The 16,751-nt window shown below is 62.4% G+C and carries 12 protein-coding genes and 4 pseudogenes; 10 read left to right on the top strand and 6 right to left on the bottom strand.

Features of this window, described 5'->3' with window-relative positions; translation table 11 throughout:
• From K309_RS0130695 to K309_RS44365, 5 genes and pseudogenes are all read left to right on the top strand, one after another.
• Positions 1-900 (top strand): MFS transporter (locus tag K309_RS0130695; RefSeq protein WP_029049896.1); only part of this gene is annotated, 900 nt, incomplete at its 5' end.
• Between the two features lie 194 nt (positions 901-1,094).
• Positions 1,095-1,457, top strand: coding sequence for an arsenite efflux transporter metallochaperone ArsD (gene arsD, locus K309_RS0130690; RefSeq protein WP_029049895.1), 363 nt, complete (start codon positions 1,095-1,097; stop codon positions 1,455-1,457).
• Between the two features lie 12 nt (positions 1,458-1,469).
• Positions 1,470-3,257 carry an arsenical pump-driving ATPase gene (gene arsA / locus K309_RS37985; protein WP_051320698.1) on the top strand — a complete coding sequence of 596 codons (1,788 nt, stop codon included), beginning with the start codon at positions 1,470-1,472 and terminating at the stop codon, positions 3,255-3,257.
• A 4-nt stretch (positions 3,258-3,261) separates the two neighbouring features.
• Positions 3,262-3,660, top strand: coding sequence for a DUF2703 domain-containing protein (locus K309_RS0130680; protein ID WP_029049894.1), 399 nt, complete (start codon positions 3,262-3,264; stop codon positions 3,658-3,660).
• A 52-nt stretch (positions 3,661-3,712) separates the two neighbouring features.
• A pseudogene (locus K309_RS44365) lies at positions 3,713-3,958 on the top strand (hypothetical protein); the annotation flags it as partial.
• A gap of 308 nt (positions 3,959-4,266) precedes the next feature.
• Here the strand turns inward: K309_RS44365 and K309_RS37980 are convergent.
• Positions 4,267-6,081, bottom strand: a pseudogene (locus tag K309_RS37980) (TonB-dependent siderophore receptor); the annotation flags it as partial.
• Between K309_RS37980 and K309_RS42625 the strand changes: the two are divergent.
• From K309_RS42625 to rpoD, 3 genes and pseudogenes are all read left to right on the top strand, one after another.
• Positions 6,082-7,917, top strand: a pseudogene (locus K309_RS42625) (TonB-dependent receptor); the annotation flags it as partial. It abuts the pseudogene before it with no gap.
• 186 nt (positions 7,918-8,103) lie between these two features.
• Positions 8,104-9,129, top strand: coding sequence for a TonB-dependent receptor plug domain-containing protein (locus K309_RS42620; RefSeq protein ID WP_369796552.1), 1,026 nt, complete (start codon positions 8,104-8,106; stop codon positions 9,127-9,129).
• Between the two features lie 195 nt (positions 9,130-9,324).
• A complete protein-coding gene (gene rpoD, locus K309_RS0130660) occupies positions 9,325-11,355 on the top strand; it encodes an RNA polymerase sigma factor RpoD (RefSeq protein WP_198030885.1) in 2,031 nt (676 codons plus the stop codon).
• Between the two features lie 108 nt (positions 11,356-11,463).
• On the opposite strand, the gene K309_RS0130655 is transcribed toward rpoD, so the two are convergent.
• Complete coding sequence (locus tag K309_RS0130655) at positions 11,464-11,673, bottom strand: cold-shock protein (RefSeq protein WP_029049891.1); 210 nt, start codon at positions 11,671-11,673, stop codon at positions 11,464-11,466.
• A gap of 137 nt (positions 11,674-11,810) precedes the next feature.
• Here K309_RS0130655 and K309_RS0130650 point away from each other — a divergent pair, with 137 nt between their 5' ends.
• Positions 11,811-13,475 (top strand): ABC-F family ATP-binding cassette domain-containing protein, encoded by a 1,665-nt coding sequence (locus K309_RS0130650; protein WP_029049890.1) that lies wholly within the window; start codon positions 11,811-11,813, stop codon positions 13,473-13,475.
• 58 nt (positions 13,476-13,533) lie between these two features.
• Positions 13,534-13,734 (top strand): hypothetical protein, encoded by a 201-nt coding sequence (locus K309_RS37970; protein WP_156914500.1) that lies wholly within the window; start codon positions 13,534-13,536, stop codon positions 13,732-13,734.
• A gap of 673 nt (positions 13,735-14,407) precedes the next feature.
• Here K309_RS37970 and K309_RS40695 read toward each other — a convergent pair.
• From K309_RS40695 to K309_RS40685, 4 genes and pseudogenes are all read right to left on the bottom strand, one after another.
• Positions 14,408-14,751, bottom strand: a pseudogene (locus tag K309_RS40695) (ISKra4-like element ISBte1 family transposase); the annotation flags it as partial.
• A 133-nt stretch (positions 14,752-14,884) separates the two neighbouring features.
• Positions 14,885-15,445, bottom strand: a complete 561-nt coding sequence (locus tag K309_RS0130630) for a phasin family protein (RefSeq protein WP_029049889.1) — start codon at positions 15,443-15,445, stop codon at positions 14,885-14,887.
• Entirely contained in the window at positions 15,387-15,770 is a 384-nt protein-coding gene (locus tag K309_RS40690; RefSeq protein ID WP_255360131.1) for a phasin family protein, read from the bottom strand. The genes K309_RS0130630 and K309_RS40690 overlap by 59 nt, the downstream gene beginning before the upstream one ends.
• A 683-nt stretch (positions 15,771-16,453) precedes the next feature.
• On the bottom strand, positions 16,454-16,751 hold a 298-nt coding region (locus K309_RS40685; RefSeq protein WP_198030884.1), incomplete at its 5' end, for a transposase.

Raw genomic sequence — 16,751 nt, 5'->3', positions numbered from 1 at the left:
GCCGTTAGTCTCTTTGCCGCCTGGTTGGTCCTGGGGGTGGGCATGGGCGCAGGGCTGTACGAAGCAGCATTCGCGACCCTCGTGGTGCTTTATGGAAACCGCTCGCGGGCCGCCATCACCGGCATCACGCTGATTGCCGGCTTTGCCAGCACAGTGGGCTGGCCTCTCACAACATTCATGGAGGCGCACATTGGGTGGCGCGGCGCCTGTCTTGCCTGGGCGGCGCTTCATCTTACCTTGGGTATGGCCCTGAATCTGAGCATGCCGCGCGTCGCGGCGCTTGTGGCACCAGTGCCCAACAGGTCGCCCTCAACGGCACGACAGGCTACTACGGATGAGCTGTCTTCGCAGCGGTTCGCTTCATTCGCGCTAGCCACTGTTTTCGCAGCCACCTGGTTCATTAGCACAGCCATGGCGGCGCATCTTCCGCGGTTGCTGCAAGCCGGCGGCGCAACGTTGGCAACGGCCGTCACAGTGGGTGCGCTGATCGGTCCGGCACAAGTCGGCGCACGGATTCTGGAATTTGGTCTGCTGCGCAAGGTACATCCGTTGCTGTCGGCCCGCCTGGCCGCGGCGCTTCATCCGGCCGGGGCACTGGCCTTCGGGCTCGCTGGGGCACCGGCAGCTCCCTTGTTCGGCGTGCTGCATGGCGCGGGCAACGGCATCCTGACGATCGCCAAGGGCACCCTGCCGCTGGTCATCTTCGGACCCGGCGGCTACGGTCACCGACAAGGGGTACTAATGGTTCCCGCGCGCGTGGCGCAAGCCTTGGCTCCCTGGCTATTCGGCATATGCCTCGACGCGTTTGGCGCGAAGTCATTGTGGCTGTCATCCGGTCTTGGCGTGGCGGCCATCGCCATGCTGATGGCGATCCGCCAGATTGAACAAAGTTCACATTGACGGCGTGGCGATGCATCGCAAAGGAATGAGCATCATGGCCGACTTGCCACGTGAATTGGCGAACAGCTTGCGGAGGTCGTTGTCACTATTCTCACTGGAGCAAGTGGGCCTGATTCAGCGCAAGGCGGAAGGTCGATTCACTCGCTAACTTTAAAAACATGGGCTCTGAAACTGCTTGAATGGAGGACCTGACCATGAAACTGGAAATTTTTGACCCGGCGATGTGCTGCTCTACCGGTGTCTGTGGCGTCGACGTCGACCCCGTACTGGCGCAGTTCGCCGCTGACCTGAAATGGGTCGAAGAACATGGCGTCACGGTGGCTCGGTACAACTTGGGGCAGCAGCCGCAAGCGTTCGTGGCTAACCCCGCCGTGGTGAAGGAAATGGAAGGCGGCATGGATCGCCTGCCCATCATTGCCGTCGACGGGCGCATTGTCTCCACTGGCATGTACCCTTCGCGTCAACAACTGGCGCAGAAGCTCAATATCGCGCTGACCACAGCGGAGAAGCCGCGCGTCAAGCTGGGCGGCTGTACGCCTGGCTCAGGCTGCTGTTAACGCGGAGGCCGCATGTCCTTGCCATCGACAAGTACCCGTTACCTCTTCTTCACTGGCAAAGGCGGAGTCGGCAAGACCTCGCTGTCTTGTGCCACCGGCCTGGCGCTGGCGGAATCTGGGAAAACAGTGCTGATCGTCAGCACTGACCCGGCGTCCAACCTCGACGAAGTGCTTGGCGTGAGCCTGACTCAAGTGCCGACGGCCGTACCAGGGGTGGCTGGTCTATTTGCGCTGAACGTCGACCCGGAAACAGCGGCACAGGCCTACCGAGAACGGATGGTGGCTCCTTACCGAGGCGTTTTGCCAGAGGCGGCTATCCAGAGCATGGAGGAGCAGTTCTCCGGCGCGTGCACCGTCGAGATTGCAGCGTTTGACGAGTTCTCGAAGCTCCTTGGTGAACATGCTGCCACCGCGGATTTCGACCACGTCATCTTCGACACGGCTCCGACCGGACACACGCTGCGGCTGCTGACATTGCCGTCGGCATGGGACGAGTTCATCTCCTCCTCCACCGGAGGCGCCTCCTGCCTTGGCCCGCTGGCCGGTCTGGAAAAGCAAAAAGCGCTATATGCGGCTACCGTCGCGCGGCTATCCAGCACGACTGAGACAACAGTCGTGCTGGTTTCCCGCGCCGACACCGCCTCCTTGCGGGAAGCCAATCGTACGCGGGCGGAACTGGCCGATCTCGGCATACACAACCAGACGCTGGTCATTAATGGCCAGTTCACGGACGCCACCTCCGGCGACCCAATTGCGACCGCCATGGCACAGCGGGCGGCGGAAGCATTGGCAAACATGCCGGCCGAACTGGCTGGACTACCGCGAACGAGCATTCCCTTCCTGCCGCGCGGCACTGTCGGATTGGACGCGCTGCGTGCGATGGCCAACCACGAGACCGTGGTGTCGCCGACCCGGCACGAGATGCCAGAAACCAGCTTGCCGCCCGGCTTGAGCGGCTTGGTCGAGGACTTGGCCCGCGCCGGCCACGGCGTCATCATGACGATGGGCAAAGGCGGCGTAGGTAAGACCACCGTCGCAGCCGCCATTGCCGTGGCACTTGCGCAGAAGGGTCACCGGGTGGTGCTGTCGACGACCGACCCAGCCGCGCATATCGCCGCCACCGTTGACGGTCGGGTTCCGGGCCTGACGGTGACCCGTATCGACCCATCTCAGGAAGTACGGCAGTACACCGAGGAAGTGCTCGCCAAGGCCGAACATCAACTGGACGCCGCCGGCCGGGCGATGTTGGAAGAAGACCTCCGTTCGCCCTGTACCGAGGAGATTGCCGTTTTCCGGGCCTTTGCCCGTACCGTGGATGAAGGCAGGAACGGATTCGTCGTGCTGGACACGGCCCCCACAGGCCACACCATCCTGCTGCTCGACGCAGCCGAGGCTTATCACCGCGAAGTCATGCGCACACAAGGGGACATGCCCGAGGCGGTGCGGCAACTGTTGCCCCGGCTGCGCGACCCGTGCTACACGCGGGTGCTCATTGTCACCCTGCCGGAGGCCACGCCCGTGCACGAGGCAGAGCGTCTTACCAAAGACTTGGCCCGCGCAGGTATCGAGCCCTACGCGTGGGTCATCAATCAGTCGCTCCTGGCGAGTGGGACGACCCACCCCGTGCTGTGCGAGCGTGGGGCCTATGAGGTGCCATTCATCCGTCGCGTCACCGACGACCTGGCCCATGACTGCGCGTTGATACCGTGGCTTGCCGAATCCCCCGTCGGCGTCGCGGGCCTGGAGCATCTGCTTATTCAGCAGCCTCGGATCGTGGCTGATTCATCCTCTGCGAGGTAAGGCTATGAAGACCCTTCCCATCGTTTGGCAGCGACTTGTGTCCAGCGGGCAAACTTGCCCCCGATGCGCCAGCACGGGTGATGAAGTCGAGCGGGCTTGCCGGCAACTGCGCAAACAGTTGATACCGCTGGGCATCGAGCCGGTGTTGGAGACCCGAGAGATTGACGAGGCCACCTTCAAGGCCAATCCGGCCGAATCCAACCGCATCTGGATCGCCGGAAAGCCCATGGAGGACTGGGTCAATGCCTCAGTGGGGAGCAGTCCCTGCTGTTCAGTCTGCGGGGAGTCGGAATGTCGTACCGTTGACGTCGCCGGCACCGCCTACGAGGTCGTACCGGAGGAGTTGCTAGTCAAAGCTGGCCTGATTGCCGCATTGACCATTAACTCGCAACAGCGGCAGTAGCGGTGCATTCTGGGGTAGTCGTCCTTTTTGTGCATGTATGGACCCGACGCCGGCGGTCGTCCCCCTGTCGCAGAGAGCAGAGGCCGAAGCTGCAGTGTTCGCCCAACATGCGACATCGGGAACGACCGTGCTGGAATGGCTCAAGAGCCCGCCAGGACGGCACAGCCCCTCAACCATAAACGAGACGCTGGCCAAGATCCGCTTCCTGAAGGGCCTCGGCGCGCATACTTGGGCGTTTGATGCCATTCCGATCGAGAAGCAGCGCGCCTATGGCCAGCATATCCAGGCTCGCCGTCCGTGCGCTGCGACACTGGTATCGCCGACCTGCATGTATCGGGGACCTTTCCTTTGCGCGACACCGACCGCAGCCTGGACTTGCTGGCCGGTACGCTCGGCCTCCGGGTGCGGCAGCACACTCGCTACTGGGTCATGCTGGAACCCGCGGAAGCGGACACACGCCGGTAGTTGGCCGGGATAGATAGCGTCAAGCAGGACGGCCGGTTCAGCGACAACCATCTTGGCCGGTTGGCCGGGATGACTGTCGGCGGGTTAGGTCATGGTTGTCGCTCCGTTCTGGCAAACATTGCAGCGAAAACAAAGGCAAATCTACCAGCGATGCTGGTACGTCGCCGTCAGGGTAATGCCCGCCGCCGGCAAGTGGCTGGTATTGTTGCTATTGCGCAGGAGCTGGCTGTAAAGGGGGTAATAGTAGCGGTTCAGCAGGTTTTGGATTCCAACCGTGACGGTGTCCTTTTTCCCCAGCTTGTAGCTGCTGATGAAATCAAGCGTTGTGTAGCTGCTCACGTCACGCCGGCCAAAACTGTTCACGCCGTTAAGCCTGTAATCGTGCCCGGCGAAGAAAGTTGCTTGCAGCCGGTTGTTCCAGGCAGGCACGGGACGGTACTGCACGTACCCCGTCAGTTTCAGGGGCGGGATGCGGTACCCGCTCATCTGCTGGCTGCTGCCTCCCTGCGGCGTCTCGCGCCCGCGCATCCATGTGAACGTGCCGCCGGCACCCCATTGCTCGTTATCGGAAAGGTAGTCGACGGCCGCCTCCGCCCCGTAGATGCGCTCGGCCGTCCTGGTGAGAATCAGTCCGTTATTGAAGCTCTGGACGTCGCCCAGGTCCGAGGTGGTGTAGAAGAGTGCAAGCGACGCCAGTGTGTTATCAAAGGCACCGCGCCAGCCCATTTCGTAATTGTTGGTCTTGACCGGTTGCAGATCCGACGAGCCGATATTGAAGCCGGCTCTGGCGTTGCGCACCTGCAAGCCGATGTCCGGCAGGTTGAAGCCCTGGCTGAATGCGACATAGAACTCATGCTGCTTCACCGGCCGATAGGCGATGCCTATGTTGCCCAGCAGCGCGCTGTAGTCCACCGATCCGCCCTTGACTGTCGCCGGGGCCGCCAGCCGCGACTGGGAAAGCGGCACGAAGTCGTTGAAGCTGGCGCGAGCGTACTGGTAGCGAAGGCCTCCCTCGGCGGACCAGCGCTCGTTGAACTTGTGCTGGAGCTGGCCAAAGCCGCCCAGGCTGCGCGTGGTAATCGGGGGCATATAGGTGAGCGTTCCCGTCTTCGTGAACACACGCCCGCCGCTCGCGTCGTAGGCCGCCGGATCGAAGATATCGATCGGCATGTCGCTGCGTTCCTGCTCGAAGTCCATGCCCCATACCAGCCTGGTACGCTGGTCGCTTGTCAGCGGCGTCTTGATGGTCAGCCGGCTACCAAATACCTCCGAATTCTGCATGGCCTGGTCGACATTGCCCCCACGCGTCGAGACGGCACGCGCATCGAACGGCGTGAAACGGGCGAAGTAGTCCCGGTAGTAGAACTGTGCCGAGAGCATGCTGCCGAGCAAATCGCGATGTTCGTATTCCAGGTTTACCAGCGTGTTGCGAATGCGGTTCTGGTCGTCGAGTTGCAGCCCGCCGATGTCGCGCGCTGGCACGCTGCCGGCCGGAAGTTTCGCCACGCTCGGATCGGAGGCGAACTTGGTGTCCTGGCTGGCATCGTAATGGCTCACTGCGAGCTGCACACGTTGATCAGGGGCAAAGCGCAGGCCCAGCTTGCCCCCGATGTTGTAGGCATTGGACTGAAACATGTCGCCCTGGCTGGGCTCTGGCGCGATCCGCTGCCCCTTCGCGTCATACGAATTGCCGGTATGGCGTACGCCCACATCAAACGCGTAGTCAACAATGCCCTCGCTGCCAGCGAAATGCTGCTGCACGCTGCCGTTCAGGCCATCGGCCCGCAGCCGCGTGAGCGGCGTGCCAAAGGACACAGTGGTGTCCGCCTGCGGCTGGCCGCCTGCGGGGCGCGTCGTAATCGACACGATGCCGCCGGTAGCGCCACCACCATAGATCGCATTGCTTCCCCTCAACACTTCCACGCGTTCCACCAGCGCCGGATCGATGTTGGCGAGACCGCCCAGCGCATTGAGGACCAGCAGGCCGTGACGCTGGCCGAGGTACTGGGCGGCGACCCGTCGACACGCTTCACGGGCCAGATCGGCGGCGTGACGGACTCGTTCATGATCCGCGGCTTCCCGATCAACGAAGGCAACCTGTCTGAAGTGGCGTTTGACGGCGTCTATGGCGTGTCGCCGAACTACCATTTGTTCACTGAGTACATCGAACGCGTGGAGGTGCTCAAAGGCCCGGCGGCGATGCTTTACGGGATGTCGCCGAACAGCGGCGTGGGCGGCGTGGTGAACATCGTGCCGAAGCGTGCCGGAGCCACGGATCTCACCCGCTTTACGCTGGACTACGCCTCGGATGCCCAGGTCGGCGGCGCCGTCGACCTGAGCCGCCGCTTCGGTGAAGGCAAGGAATGGGGCATCCGCTTCAACGGCCTGCACCGCCAGGGGCCGACGCCACTGGACAACCAGAAGTCGCGAGCCGAAGTCGCCGCGCTGTCGCTGGACTATCGCGGCGAGCGCCTGCGCGCCTCGCTCGACCTGATCGAGCAGTACCAATGGGTCGATGCGCCCACGCGCCCGTTCCTGGTAGCCAGCGGCCTCCCGGTGCCCGCAGCGCCGGATGGCCGCCGCAACGTGACGCAGCCCTGGGCCTGGTGGAAGTCGAACGACGTCTCCACGCTGCTGCATGTGGAATATGACGTCGCCGACAACGTGACCGTGTTCGCCGACGCCGGCGGCACCCGTTCCGACGTCGCGCGCCTGTCTGACCAGACGCCCACGATGCTCAATGCGGCCGGCGACACGTCATCGGCCATGCAACGCTGGCGCTTCCAGATCAACCGCTCGTCGTTCGATACCGGGGTCCGTGCGAAGTTCGACACTGGCCCCGTTCGTCATGTGCTGGCGCTGCAGGCCAACCTGTACGCGGATCGCATTGCCAATGCCAACGTGTCCGGCACCCCGGTGCAATCGAATATCTACGCACCCGTGGCAAGGCCGGCCCAGTCCATCGCGGCGCCACAGTTCGTGCCGAAGGTGTCGGATTCGACGCTGTCCGGCGTGGCGCTGACGATGGATGACCGCGTGGCCCTGACGCTGGGCCTGCGCTACCAGAACGTGGAGTCGAACAACTACGTCGCGGCCACTGGCGCGAAGTCGGCCGCTTACGAGGAGAGTGCCGTCACGCCGCTGGCCGGCATCGTGTTCAAGCCGTGGCGCAACGTGTCGTTCTACGCCAACTATGTGGAAGGCCTGAGCAAGGGCGATATCGCGCCGGCCACGGCTTCGAACGCCGGGCAGGTGTTCGCACCGTACAAGACCAAGCAGCAGGAGGTTGGCGTGAAGGTGGACAGCGGATCGCTGATCGCCACGCTGGCAGCATTCCGCATGACCAAGCCGAGCGGCCAGCTCTACGGCACGGTTTATGCCGTCGACAGCGAGCAGCGCAACCAGGGTCTGGAACTGACGGTGTCGGGCGAAGTGCTCAAGCGCGTGCGCCTGCTGGGCGGCGTAACGCTGCTGGACGCCGAGCTGACCAAGACCAACAGCGCTGCCACGCAGGGCAATCGTCCGGTTGGCGTGCCCAACGTCATGGCCAACCTCGGCGCCGAGTGGGACCTGCCCTGGTTGCAGGGCCTGACGCTGACGGGGGCCGTCAACGACACCGGCAAGACCTATGTGAACCAGGCCAATACGCAGTCGGTGCCGGCCTGGACCACCTTTGACTTCGGCGCGCGCTATCGCACCAGGGTGACAGGCAAGGCCACCACCTTCCGCGCCAGCGTGATCAATGCGTTCGACCGCCGATACTGGTCGGGCGTGGCATCGCTTGGCCGCCTGCAAAGCCCGGGCCTGCAGGGTCGCTTCACCATTCCGAACGGCCTGCGGGCGCTGCTGGCTGACAGCGACCTGGAAGCCGTGGCCCTGCCTGACGGCGGGTATCGGGTGCGCAAGCGCGAGGGAGCGCTGGCTGGGAAGGCGGAGGCGGTCCAGACCCTGCCGACAGTCACCGTCAGCGGCGCCGCGATGCGTGGCGATCTGCCTGCCGCTGTCCCCGGCGGCCAACTGGCACGCGGGACGCACCTCGGGCTCCTGCGCAATACCGACGTCATGGACGCGCCACTGAGCACGGTCGGCTACACGGCCCAGGCGATACAGGATCAGCAGGCGCGCACGGTCGGCGACATGATCGAGAGCGATGCGTCGGTGCGTTCGGTCAGCAAGCCTGGCGGCATTCTCGATGCCTACACGATTCGCGGATTCCCCTTCAGCAACGGAAATTTTGGCGAGATAGCGTTCGACGGCATCTACGGCGTGGCGTCGAACTATCGTGTATCCACCGGCTACGTCGAGCGGATCGAACTGATCAAAGGCCCGGCGGCCGTCCTGACAGGGATGGCACCGGGCGGCAGCGTCGGCGGCGGCATCAATATCGTACCGAAGCGCGCCACGGGCACGGATGCGACGCAGATCGGTGCGGACTATGCATCGGCCGCGCAAATCGGAGGATCCGTGGATCTGAGCCGCCGACTCGGCCCAAAGCGGGAGTTCGGGGTGCGCTTCAATGGCGGCTATCGCAGCGGCGACACAGGACTCGATCAGCAATCGCGCCGCGCCGGGGTGGGTGCGCTGGCGCTCGATTACCAGGGCAGCCGCTTGCGCGCGACGCTCGACGCGGTCGTCCAGCACGAGTCCATCGCTGCGCCCTCGCGTTTGCTCCACATCGTGCCTGGCATCGGCGTTCCCGACGCGCCGGATGGCCATCGCAATATCTCGCAGTCGTGGGAGTCGTCCGGCATCAGCGATCAGTCCGCGTTGCTGCGTGCCGCCTTCCAGTTTACCGAACACCTGGAGGCGTATATCCACGCTGGCGGCGGCCGTACCCACGTAGCCCGGCTGTTCGCGATTGCGCCCACCATCGTCAATGAACAGGGCAACATGTTGCGGGCGATTATCGGACGTATTGGAAGGTTGAGCCGGATCCGCAATGTGCGCCACAACTCACCATCGACAAGCCGGTCAAGCCTCATTCCTCGCCAGGGATTAGCTTGAGCCAGGCTATAGCAGGTCCTGTCCGATGGCTATTGGCAAACCAGTGGCAATCGCATATTGCACCGCACAACGACATCTGGTATTATTAAAAATCCCCATTCTGCGCACTGGACTCCGCGGGAGGCATTCCGGCCTCAAATGTCCGTGCGTCATTCCACGATTTCGTTCGCACCCCGACGGGCTTAACCAGCCGTCATGTCCGCGACGATCGTCGGCCAATCTGTCGAGGAGAGTGTATTGGCAAATTCAGTTCGCGACGATTCAGCATCCCGCTCGATAGCGGTCACATCAAAGACCGGCCGCCGCTCTCCAAAAGGAAAGATCCAAGCAGTCGCAACACCGCTGGAGATCGCGTTCATGGCGCGCCAGGACGAGGAGCGTCAACGCCAGATGCGCGCGCTGATCGCGCTTGGCCGCGAGCGCAGTTATCTCACCCACGCGGACATCAACGATCACCTGCCCGATAACTTTACGCAAACTGCTGCGATGGAGATGATCGTCAGCACATTCAGCGACATGGGGGTGACCGTGTATGAGCAGGCGCCGGACGCGGAAACACTCCTGTTGAGCAATGCCGGGCCTGCCGCGGCATCCGACGATCAGGCGGATGAGGAAGCGGAAGCTGCACTGTCGACGGTGGATTCCGAATTCGGCCGCACGACTGATCCGGTCCGACTGTACATGCGCGAAATGGGCGCCAGTGAACTGCTGACACGCGCCGGTGAAATTGAGATCGCCAAACGCATTGAAGGCGGCCTGCAGGACATGATTCAGGCGATCGCCGCCTGTCCGTCAGTCGTGTCCACGATTCTTGCAGATGTGGACCGCATCGTTGCCGGCGAACTGCGTATCGACGAACTGGTCGCTGGCATCAACGACGACTTGAACGAAAGCGAAATAACGCTAGAGTCCGATGAAGCTCAAGTGGAAGCAGACGCCTCCGACGATGACCCGGACGGTGATGATGCTGAAACGGACGCCGGCGATCCGGAGAAAGCGAACGCAGCCCGCCTCGAACAACTCACGATCGACGGTCTTGCGATTTTCGCGCGCGTCCGGGCACTGTTCGAGCAGCTGCCGGATGCACCCGTTACTGGGAAAGCCCGTTCTGCAGCCGTTGCGAAACTGCGCTCGGAGATCCAGCGTGAACTGGTACCGGTCCGCTTTACGGCCAAGACTATCGACCGCCTGTGTGCCAGTGTGCACGAGCAGGTTGCCGAGGTTCGTGCAATCGAGCGCAGCATCCTGGAGATCGCCGTCGATCGTTGCGGCATGCCGCGCGAGGCGTTTGTCGAGTCGTTCCCGGGCCACGAGACCGACCTTAAATGGACCAGCCACATGGCGGCGACTTCGCGGCAGTTTGGCGCGGCGCTCGAGCGACATCTGCCGGCCATTCAGGCCGCCCAACAGAAACTCATCGACATCGAGGCCAGGGTCTCGTTGCCGCTCCAGCAGCTCAAGCGGATCAATCGCGAGATGAGTGCCGCGGAGTTGAAAATGCGGCAGGCCAAGCGAGAGCTGATCGAAGCGAATCTTCGGCTTGTCATATCAATTGCCAAAAAATACGTGAACCGGGGTATGCAGTTCCTGGATCTGATCCAGGAAGGCAATATCGGCCTGATGAAGGCAGTGGACAAATTCGAATACCGGCGCGGCTGGAAGTTTTCGACGTACGCCACCTGGTGGGTCCGGCAGGCTGTCACGCGCGCACTTGCCGATCAGGCGCGGACCATTCGTGTGCCGGTCCACATGATCGAGATGATCAACAAGCTGAACCGGATTTCGCGCGAATTCCTGCAACACACGGGGCAGGAAGCGCATCCCGCCGTCCTCGCCGAGCGCATGGAGATGTCCGAGGAAAAAGTGCGCAGTATCCTCAGGAGCGCGAGGCAACCGGTCTCCCTCGAGACCCCCGTGGGCGACGACGCCGACGCGACGCTCGGCGACATGATTGAGGATGTCTCCGCGAGTTCACCAGCTGAGGCCGCGATTCACGCGAACATGCGCGCCGCGATCGATGAGGCACTCGACGGGTTATCGCCGCGCGAGGCCAAGGTCCTGCGGATGCGATTCGGGCTCGATACGACGTCCGATCGCACGCTTGAAGAGGTCGGCAAGCAGTTCGACGTGACCCGCGAGAGGATCCGTCAGATTGAGATCAAGGCGATGCGCAAACTGATGCATCCCAGTCGCGCCGACAAGTTGAGGCCCTTTCTCGAGCGTTGAGCAAAGGCGGAGGCGCGCGCCCCCTTTCGATGCCCTGCTCCGCACCCGCAGCGATTACGCATAGGCCTGATCGCTGCCCTGACAGGACGCGTTCGCAGAGCAGAAAATTTACAGCGGTTTGATGCTCGCTGCCTGCTTCCCCTTGGGGCCCTGCTTGACTTCAAAACTGACCTTCTGACCTTCCTGAAGCGATTTGAAGCCGCTTCCCTGAACCTCGGAGAAGTGCGCGAACAGGTCATCGCTGCCGTCGTCCGGCGTGATGAACCCAAAACCCTTCGCATCGTTATGTCCGCTGGCCCCGCAGCCGGAACGCCCGATGCGCCGGGGGCTGCCTTGCTTTGTGGCCGGTGGGCGCCGCAAGGCGCAAGCGGCTCCTCACGCGGGCGGCCAGAAAAGCGACAGCCCTGCACGTCCGTTCGGCTATCATGCCAATCCTCTCCGAAGTAGCTCTCCCTATGATTTCCGTCCGTAATGTCACGCTGCGTCGTGGCGTCAATGCCGTACTCGACCGCGCGTCCGTCACCTTCAACCCCGGCGAAAAGATCGGTCTTGTCGGCCGCAATGGCGCCGGCAAGTCGTCCTTCTTCGGTCTCCTCAACGGCACGCTGCACGAAGACAGCGGCGAGTTCTCGATTCCCGCTGCATGGAAGATGGGCCAGGTCGCGCAGGAGATGCCGGAGACCGGGCAGAGCGCGACCGACTTCGTAGTCGAGGGTGATACCGTTCTGTTGGCCGCGCAGGCCGAAGTAGCCGCCGCCGAGGCCAACGACGACGGCATGCGCATGGCGCACGCCTACATGGCCCTGCATGACGCCGGTGCGCACGATGCCCCCGCACGCGCCCAAGCGCTGATCCTGGGCCTTGGCTTCAGTGCTGCGCAGCTTAGTCAGCCGGTCAACAGTTTCTCCGGCGGCTGGCGCATGCGACTGCAACTGGCGCGCGCGCTCATGTGCCCGTCCGACCTGCTGCTGCTCGACGAGCCGACGAATCACCTCGACCTCGACGCGCTGGTCTGGCTGGAAGCCTGGCTCAAGCGCTATCAAGGAACCCTGGTAGTGATCAGCCACGACCGCGAATTCCTCGACGCGGTGACGCAGGTGACGGTGCACGTCGACAACGCCAAGCTCGTGCGTTATGGCGGCAACTACAGCAAGTTTGAAGACATGCGCGCTGAGCAGCTGGTATTGCAGCAGGCCGCAATGGCCAAGCAGGCGGACAAGATCGCACACCTGCAGAAATTCATCGACCGTTTCAAGGCCAAGGCCTCGAAGGCGAAGCAGGCACAGAGCCGGGTCAAGGCGCTCGAACGCATGGAGAAGATCGCACCGGTGCTTGCCGACGCAGAGTTCAACTTCGAGTTCAAGGAGCCGCTCAACGTCCCGAATCCGCTGTTGTCGATGCTGGACGCGAGCTTCGGCTACCCGGCGCCGACAGGCGCACTGCCGGGCACGCCGCCCACGGTCATCGTGCGGGGCATCAACCGTTCCGTGCTGGCCGGGCAGCGCATCGGCATTCTCGGTGCCAACGGCCAAGGCAAGTCCACGTTGGTGAAGACGGTGGCGCACGCGCTGGCGCCGATTGCCGGCGAAATCAGCGAAGGCAAAGGCCTGAATATCGGCTACTTCGCACAGCAGGAACTCGACGTGCTGCGCCCGCTCGATACGCCGATGGAACACATGATTCGCCTTGCCAAGGACACGCCGGCTCACATGCGCGCCCCTGGCCAGAGTGGAACCGAACAATCCCTTCGCACCTTCCTCGGCACCTTCAACTTCAGTGGCGACATGGTCCATCAGGCGGTTAGCACGATGAGCGGCGGCGAAAAGGCGCGGCTCGTTTTGTGCATGATCGTGTGGCAGCGCCCCAACCTGCTGCTGCTCGACGAGCCTACCAACCACCTCGACCTGGCCACACGCGAAGCGCTAGGCATGGCGCTCAACGAATTCGAAGGCACAGTGATGCTGGTCAGTCACGACCGTGCCCTGCTGCGCGCCGTATGTGACGAGTTCTGGCTGGTCACCAAGGGCGGCGTCGAGCCCTTCGATGGCGATCTGGACGATTACCAGCAGTTCCTGCGCGACGAGGCCCGTCGCATGCGCGAGCAGCCTGCCGCAGAGTAGAAGGTCATCGCCTGAAATAGTGGGACAATGGGCAGGCGTGACCTTCACAGGATTCAGCGTGAAGGTCGCCATTGAGCGCCTCGAGACTGATTCGAACTTCGGCGTCGAGATCGATCACGAGGGCTCGCTGTCCGAATCAAAAAAAGAACTTCTGCGGGGCGCGGTGCGGGAATCGCCCGTTGCCAAGACCTTGTCCAAGCAGGTACGTCTGAAACTAGCCCCCTCTGCGGCTCCTGAGCAGCAGAACCAAGGAATCTGAAAGGCAACGCGTCCTGTCGTGCTTCGGCAAAGCCGGCAGCTGAATCAGGAGCCTTCGTCCGCTCTTGCCGGCATCACGCCCATTTTGGTTAGCTGCTGTAGGTCCTGGAGGATTACAGCATTGCTGACACCTTTCGACTGGATACGGAGCGCAATGATGGGTAGAAATGTACTATCGCGTCTGAATCCCATCGTGCTGGGCAGCAGTGCCATGGCAACCGTTCCACTTCGCGGCCGGCAGCGATTCCATATGATGACCCAACCGGGGATTCGACACGATACAGGAGTTCCGTCGAGCCCAATTTAGCGCTGCTTTGACTACATCGGACTCTCGCTGACTCCAATCACTTCTCATGAGGGGAGCGGCGTCCTGTCCTATCGTGGCGTACACAGCCGCTTGGTGCAGAGGTTCGCGGCTCCGCTTTCCTGGGATAGTAAATGTGCGAATCGTTACGTGCATACCACTCGATCAGAGTTGCTTGATGAGCGATTATGTCGGGCCCAAAATGACATCGCTGTGACGGCCATCTCCTTGAACGATTGAAATGGAGGAGAGTTGGCGCGGGTCGCTGATGACTGAGCGGTTGCGGCACTACTTCGCCATCTGGCTTCCAACTCAACTGACTCGGTTGCAGACCTTCACGTAGAAGGTCGTCAGGAAGTTCGGTTCTGTACCGCATTGCGATATGGAACCAATCGAGGACATACTCGCTGCGGTCACCAAAGCCGAGCTGGGCAAACCCGTTCGGTATCTCCGCCGTCCGACAGGAAGGTGACCGGCTGACTGGGTTGCAGACCTTCGCGCAGAAGGAAATTCCACATACGAGCGGCCGGTCGGCGCTCCAGATTGTGCACGTAGGCAAAGCTATGCCGGCATCCTGATCCCGCAGGGACTTCCCCACGATCACCTCAAACCAGCCGTCCTGGCGGCGCCGGTGGCCGGCTGCCGAAGGTAGCCGCCGTCAATGCCGACCGCACGGATCGGACTTGGCTCAGGGATCTCGGTCGAGCCGTCGCTCGCCGGCTAATACCTGGTCGGCGGTCTCCAAAAAGGAGAAAGGGCTCGCCGACCATCGTCGGAAGCCCTTCGCGCGGTGTTAGAGGCAACGCAACAGCACTGTAAGCGGGAACACACTCTTGGCTTGAGAGTATCACCCGCAGCAGTACCAGGCGGCTGCCGAAGCCTTCCTAGAGGCAATACTTGCCTTCGCGCCCGCTTGCTGCGCAGCATTTGTAGCCATCGTGGCGGCGGCCTCGAGGTTGGATACTGCCATTTCCACCACCTGCGCGGCCGCCTTCTCCACCGACTCGTACGCATTGTCGGCAGCGGCAATCGCCGACTTGACCATTGCCACGACCGATTCCGAGCCGGCCGGCGCATTCTTCACGAGGTCGTCGACAGTCTCACGCAGCTTCTGGGAACCTTCAGTCACTGTGGCTTTTGCCGCCTTGGCCAGCTCTTTCTGCGTTTCCGATGTGATCTCGTAGACTTGGCGGGCGTAAGCCACCGCCTTCTCGCCAGCTGGCTGCACCAGCGACGACTGGATCTCCATCAGTTCCTGCGGAGCATTGGCGGACAGCGCGCGCTTGGCGCCGTCCAGATTTTCCGACAGGGCCGTCTTCACGACCTGCAGATTTAGTTCGACGAGCTTCTCAAAGCCTTCGAGGGCCGTGGAGGTCAGGCTCGACAGCGTCTGCGCAAGCGGGGAGATGCTTGACGACGTGGGCGACGTAGTCCTGGGCGCGACGACCGTTTTGTTCGTGGTCGGCGTCGATAACCTGTTGGAACTCAACCTGCGCGGCGGCAACGATCTCCTGGATCTGACGCGTATACGCGAGGGCGCTCTCTGTCGCCGGTTGGATAAGGTTGCTCTGGAGACGGCGCGCCAGCGGATCATTGGCCGCAAGGGCCGCCGCCACACCCTGCTGCCCTACAAAGGCCGCTTTGGCAGCCTTCAGGTTCACCTCGGTAATCTTCTGGAAGCAACCGAAGGCCACGCTTGTCAACGCCACCATGGCAGCGCCTTGTGCTTTCAGGGCTACATCAAGATGATCGGAACCAGAAACATACAGGCTCGCTCTCCGTTGGACCGACTGGTGGCGCGATCAGGCGGATGCCTGCGCACTGACAGACTCGGGGTAACTCGTACGGCTCGCCATTCGGGGCGCGCCGGGCGCGCTCATTCCTTTCGTTGAGCCCGAGCACTTCGGACTCCCTGATGGTATGGCGGCGCCACTAGTCAACGCGCCCCGTGCGGTGCCAACGAGTCGGGAGTCCGCCGGACGTGAAGACCTTGCAGTCAGAATGCGGTCGGGGACAAATCCAGGCCGCCACTCGAATCGATGGAAATGCGATAACGGACCGTCGCAGCTGGGGTGAGCCTTACCTCCCTCTCCTTCAAGCCACCGAGACACATTGCCGAAGTCTGGGCGCCAAGAATGATCGCCCCCGGTTTGGCGTAGAAGCGGGCGACCTCACCGGATTTGAGTCGGCCCACTTCCTTCCCATCGACTGACAGGACTGTATCGCAAGCGCTGCCGTAGAACCCTTGATCCCGGGTCACGACCAGCGTTGCAAACTCGCCGGGTGGCGGCGTTTGCAATCCGCTAAGTCTCTCGGAAGGTGCTGGCGCCGCTTGACTTGCCGGTATGGGCGTGGTCGAGCATGCGGAAACCAGCATGGTCACCACGCAGGCAGAGAGGATTGTTCTTCGGATTACTCATGAGTCAGAAATATAGCGGACACATGGATGCCTGAAGAACGACCGCACGAGCTTCGGGTTGCGTCCAATTTGGGCAAGCTGCTCGTGAATTCGCGGGCCCAGCTTTTCGCCTTTTTGCAAAGGACGTCGGGCGGCGCCATTGCGCTTGACGTGACTCCAAACTAGCTCATCTGGATTGAGGTCGGGTGCGTATCCGGGCAGGAAATGCAAGGTCAGTTTGCCCGCCGTACTGGCGACGTAGTCCTTGACGATGGCTTTCTTATGCGCAGGCAATCCGTCCACGATCAGATGCACC

Source organism: Cupriavidus phytohabitans (genome assembly GCF_000426345.1).
In the GTDB taxonomy this organism is placed as follows: Bacteria; Pseudomonadota; Gammaproteobacteria; order Burkholderiales; family Burkholderiaceae; genus Cupriavidus.
This window is presented reverse-complemented; position numbering and strand designations above follow the sequence as displayed.

What these genes read in the sequence shown, in the direction of transcription:
- arsA (WP_051320698.1), top strand. Translation starts at nt 1,470, where the DNA reads ATGTCCTTGCCATCGACAAGTACCCGTTACCTCTTCTTCACTGGCAAA.
- K309_RS0130680 (WP_029049894.1), top strand. Translation starts at nt 3,262, where the DNA reads ATGAAGACCCTTCCCATCGTTTGGCAGCGACTTGTGTCCAGCGGGCAA.
- K309_RS0130650 (WP_029049890.1), top strand. Translation starts at nt 11,811, where the DNA reads ATGATTTCCGTCCGTAATGTCACGCTGCGTCGTGGCGTCAATGCCGTA.
- rpoD (WP_198030885.1), top strand. Translation starts at nt 9,325, where the DNA reads ATGTCCGCGACGATCGTCGGCCAATCTGTCGAGGAGAGTGTATTGGCA.
- arsD (WP_029049895.1), top strand. Translation starts at nt 1,095, where the DNA reads ATGAAACTGGAAATTTTTGACCCGGCGATGTGCTGCTCTACCGGTGTC.
- K309_RS42620 (WP_369796552.1), top strand. Translation starts at nt 8,104, where the DNA reads ATGCGTGGCGATCTGCCTGCCGCTGTCCCCGGCGGCCAACTGGCACGC.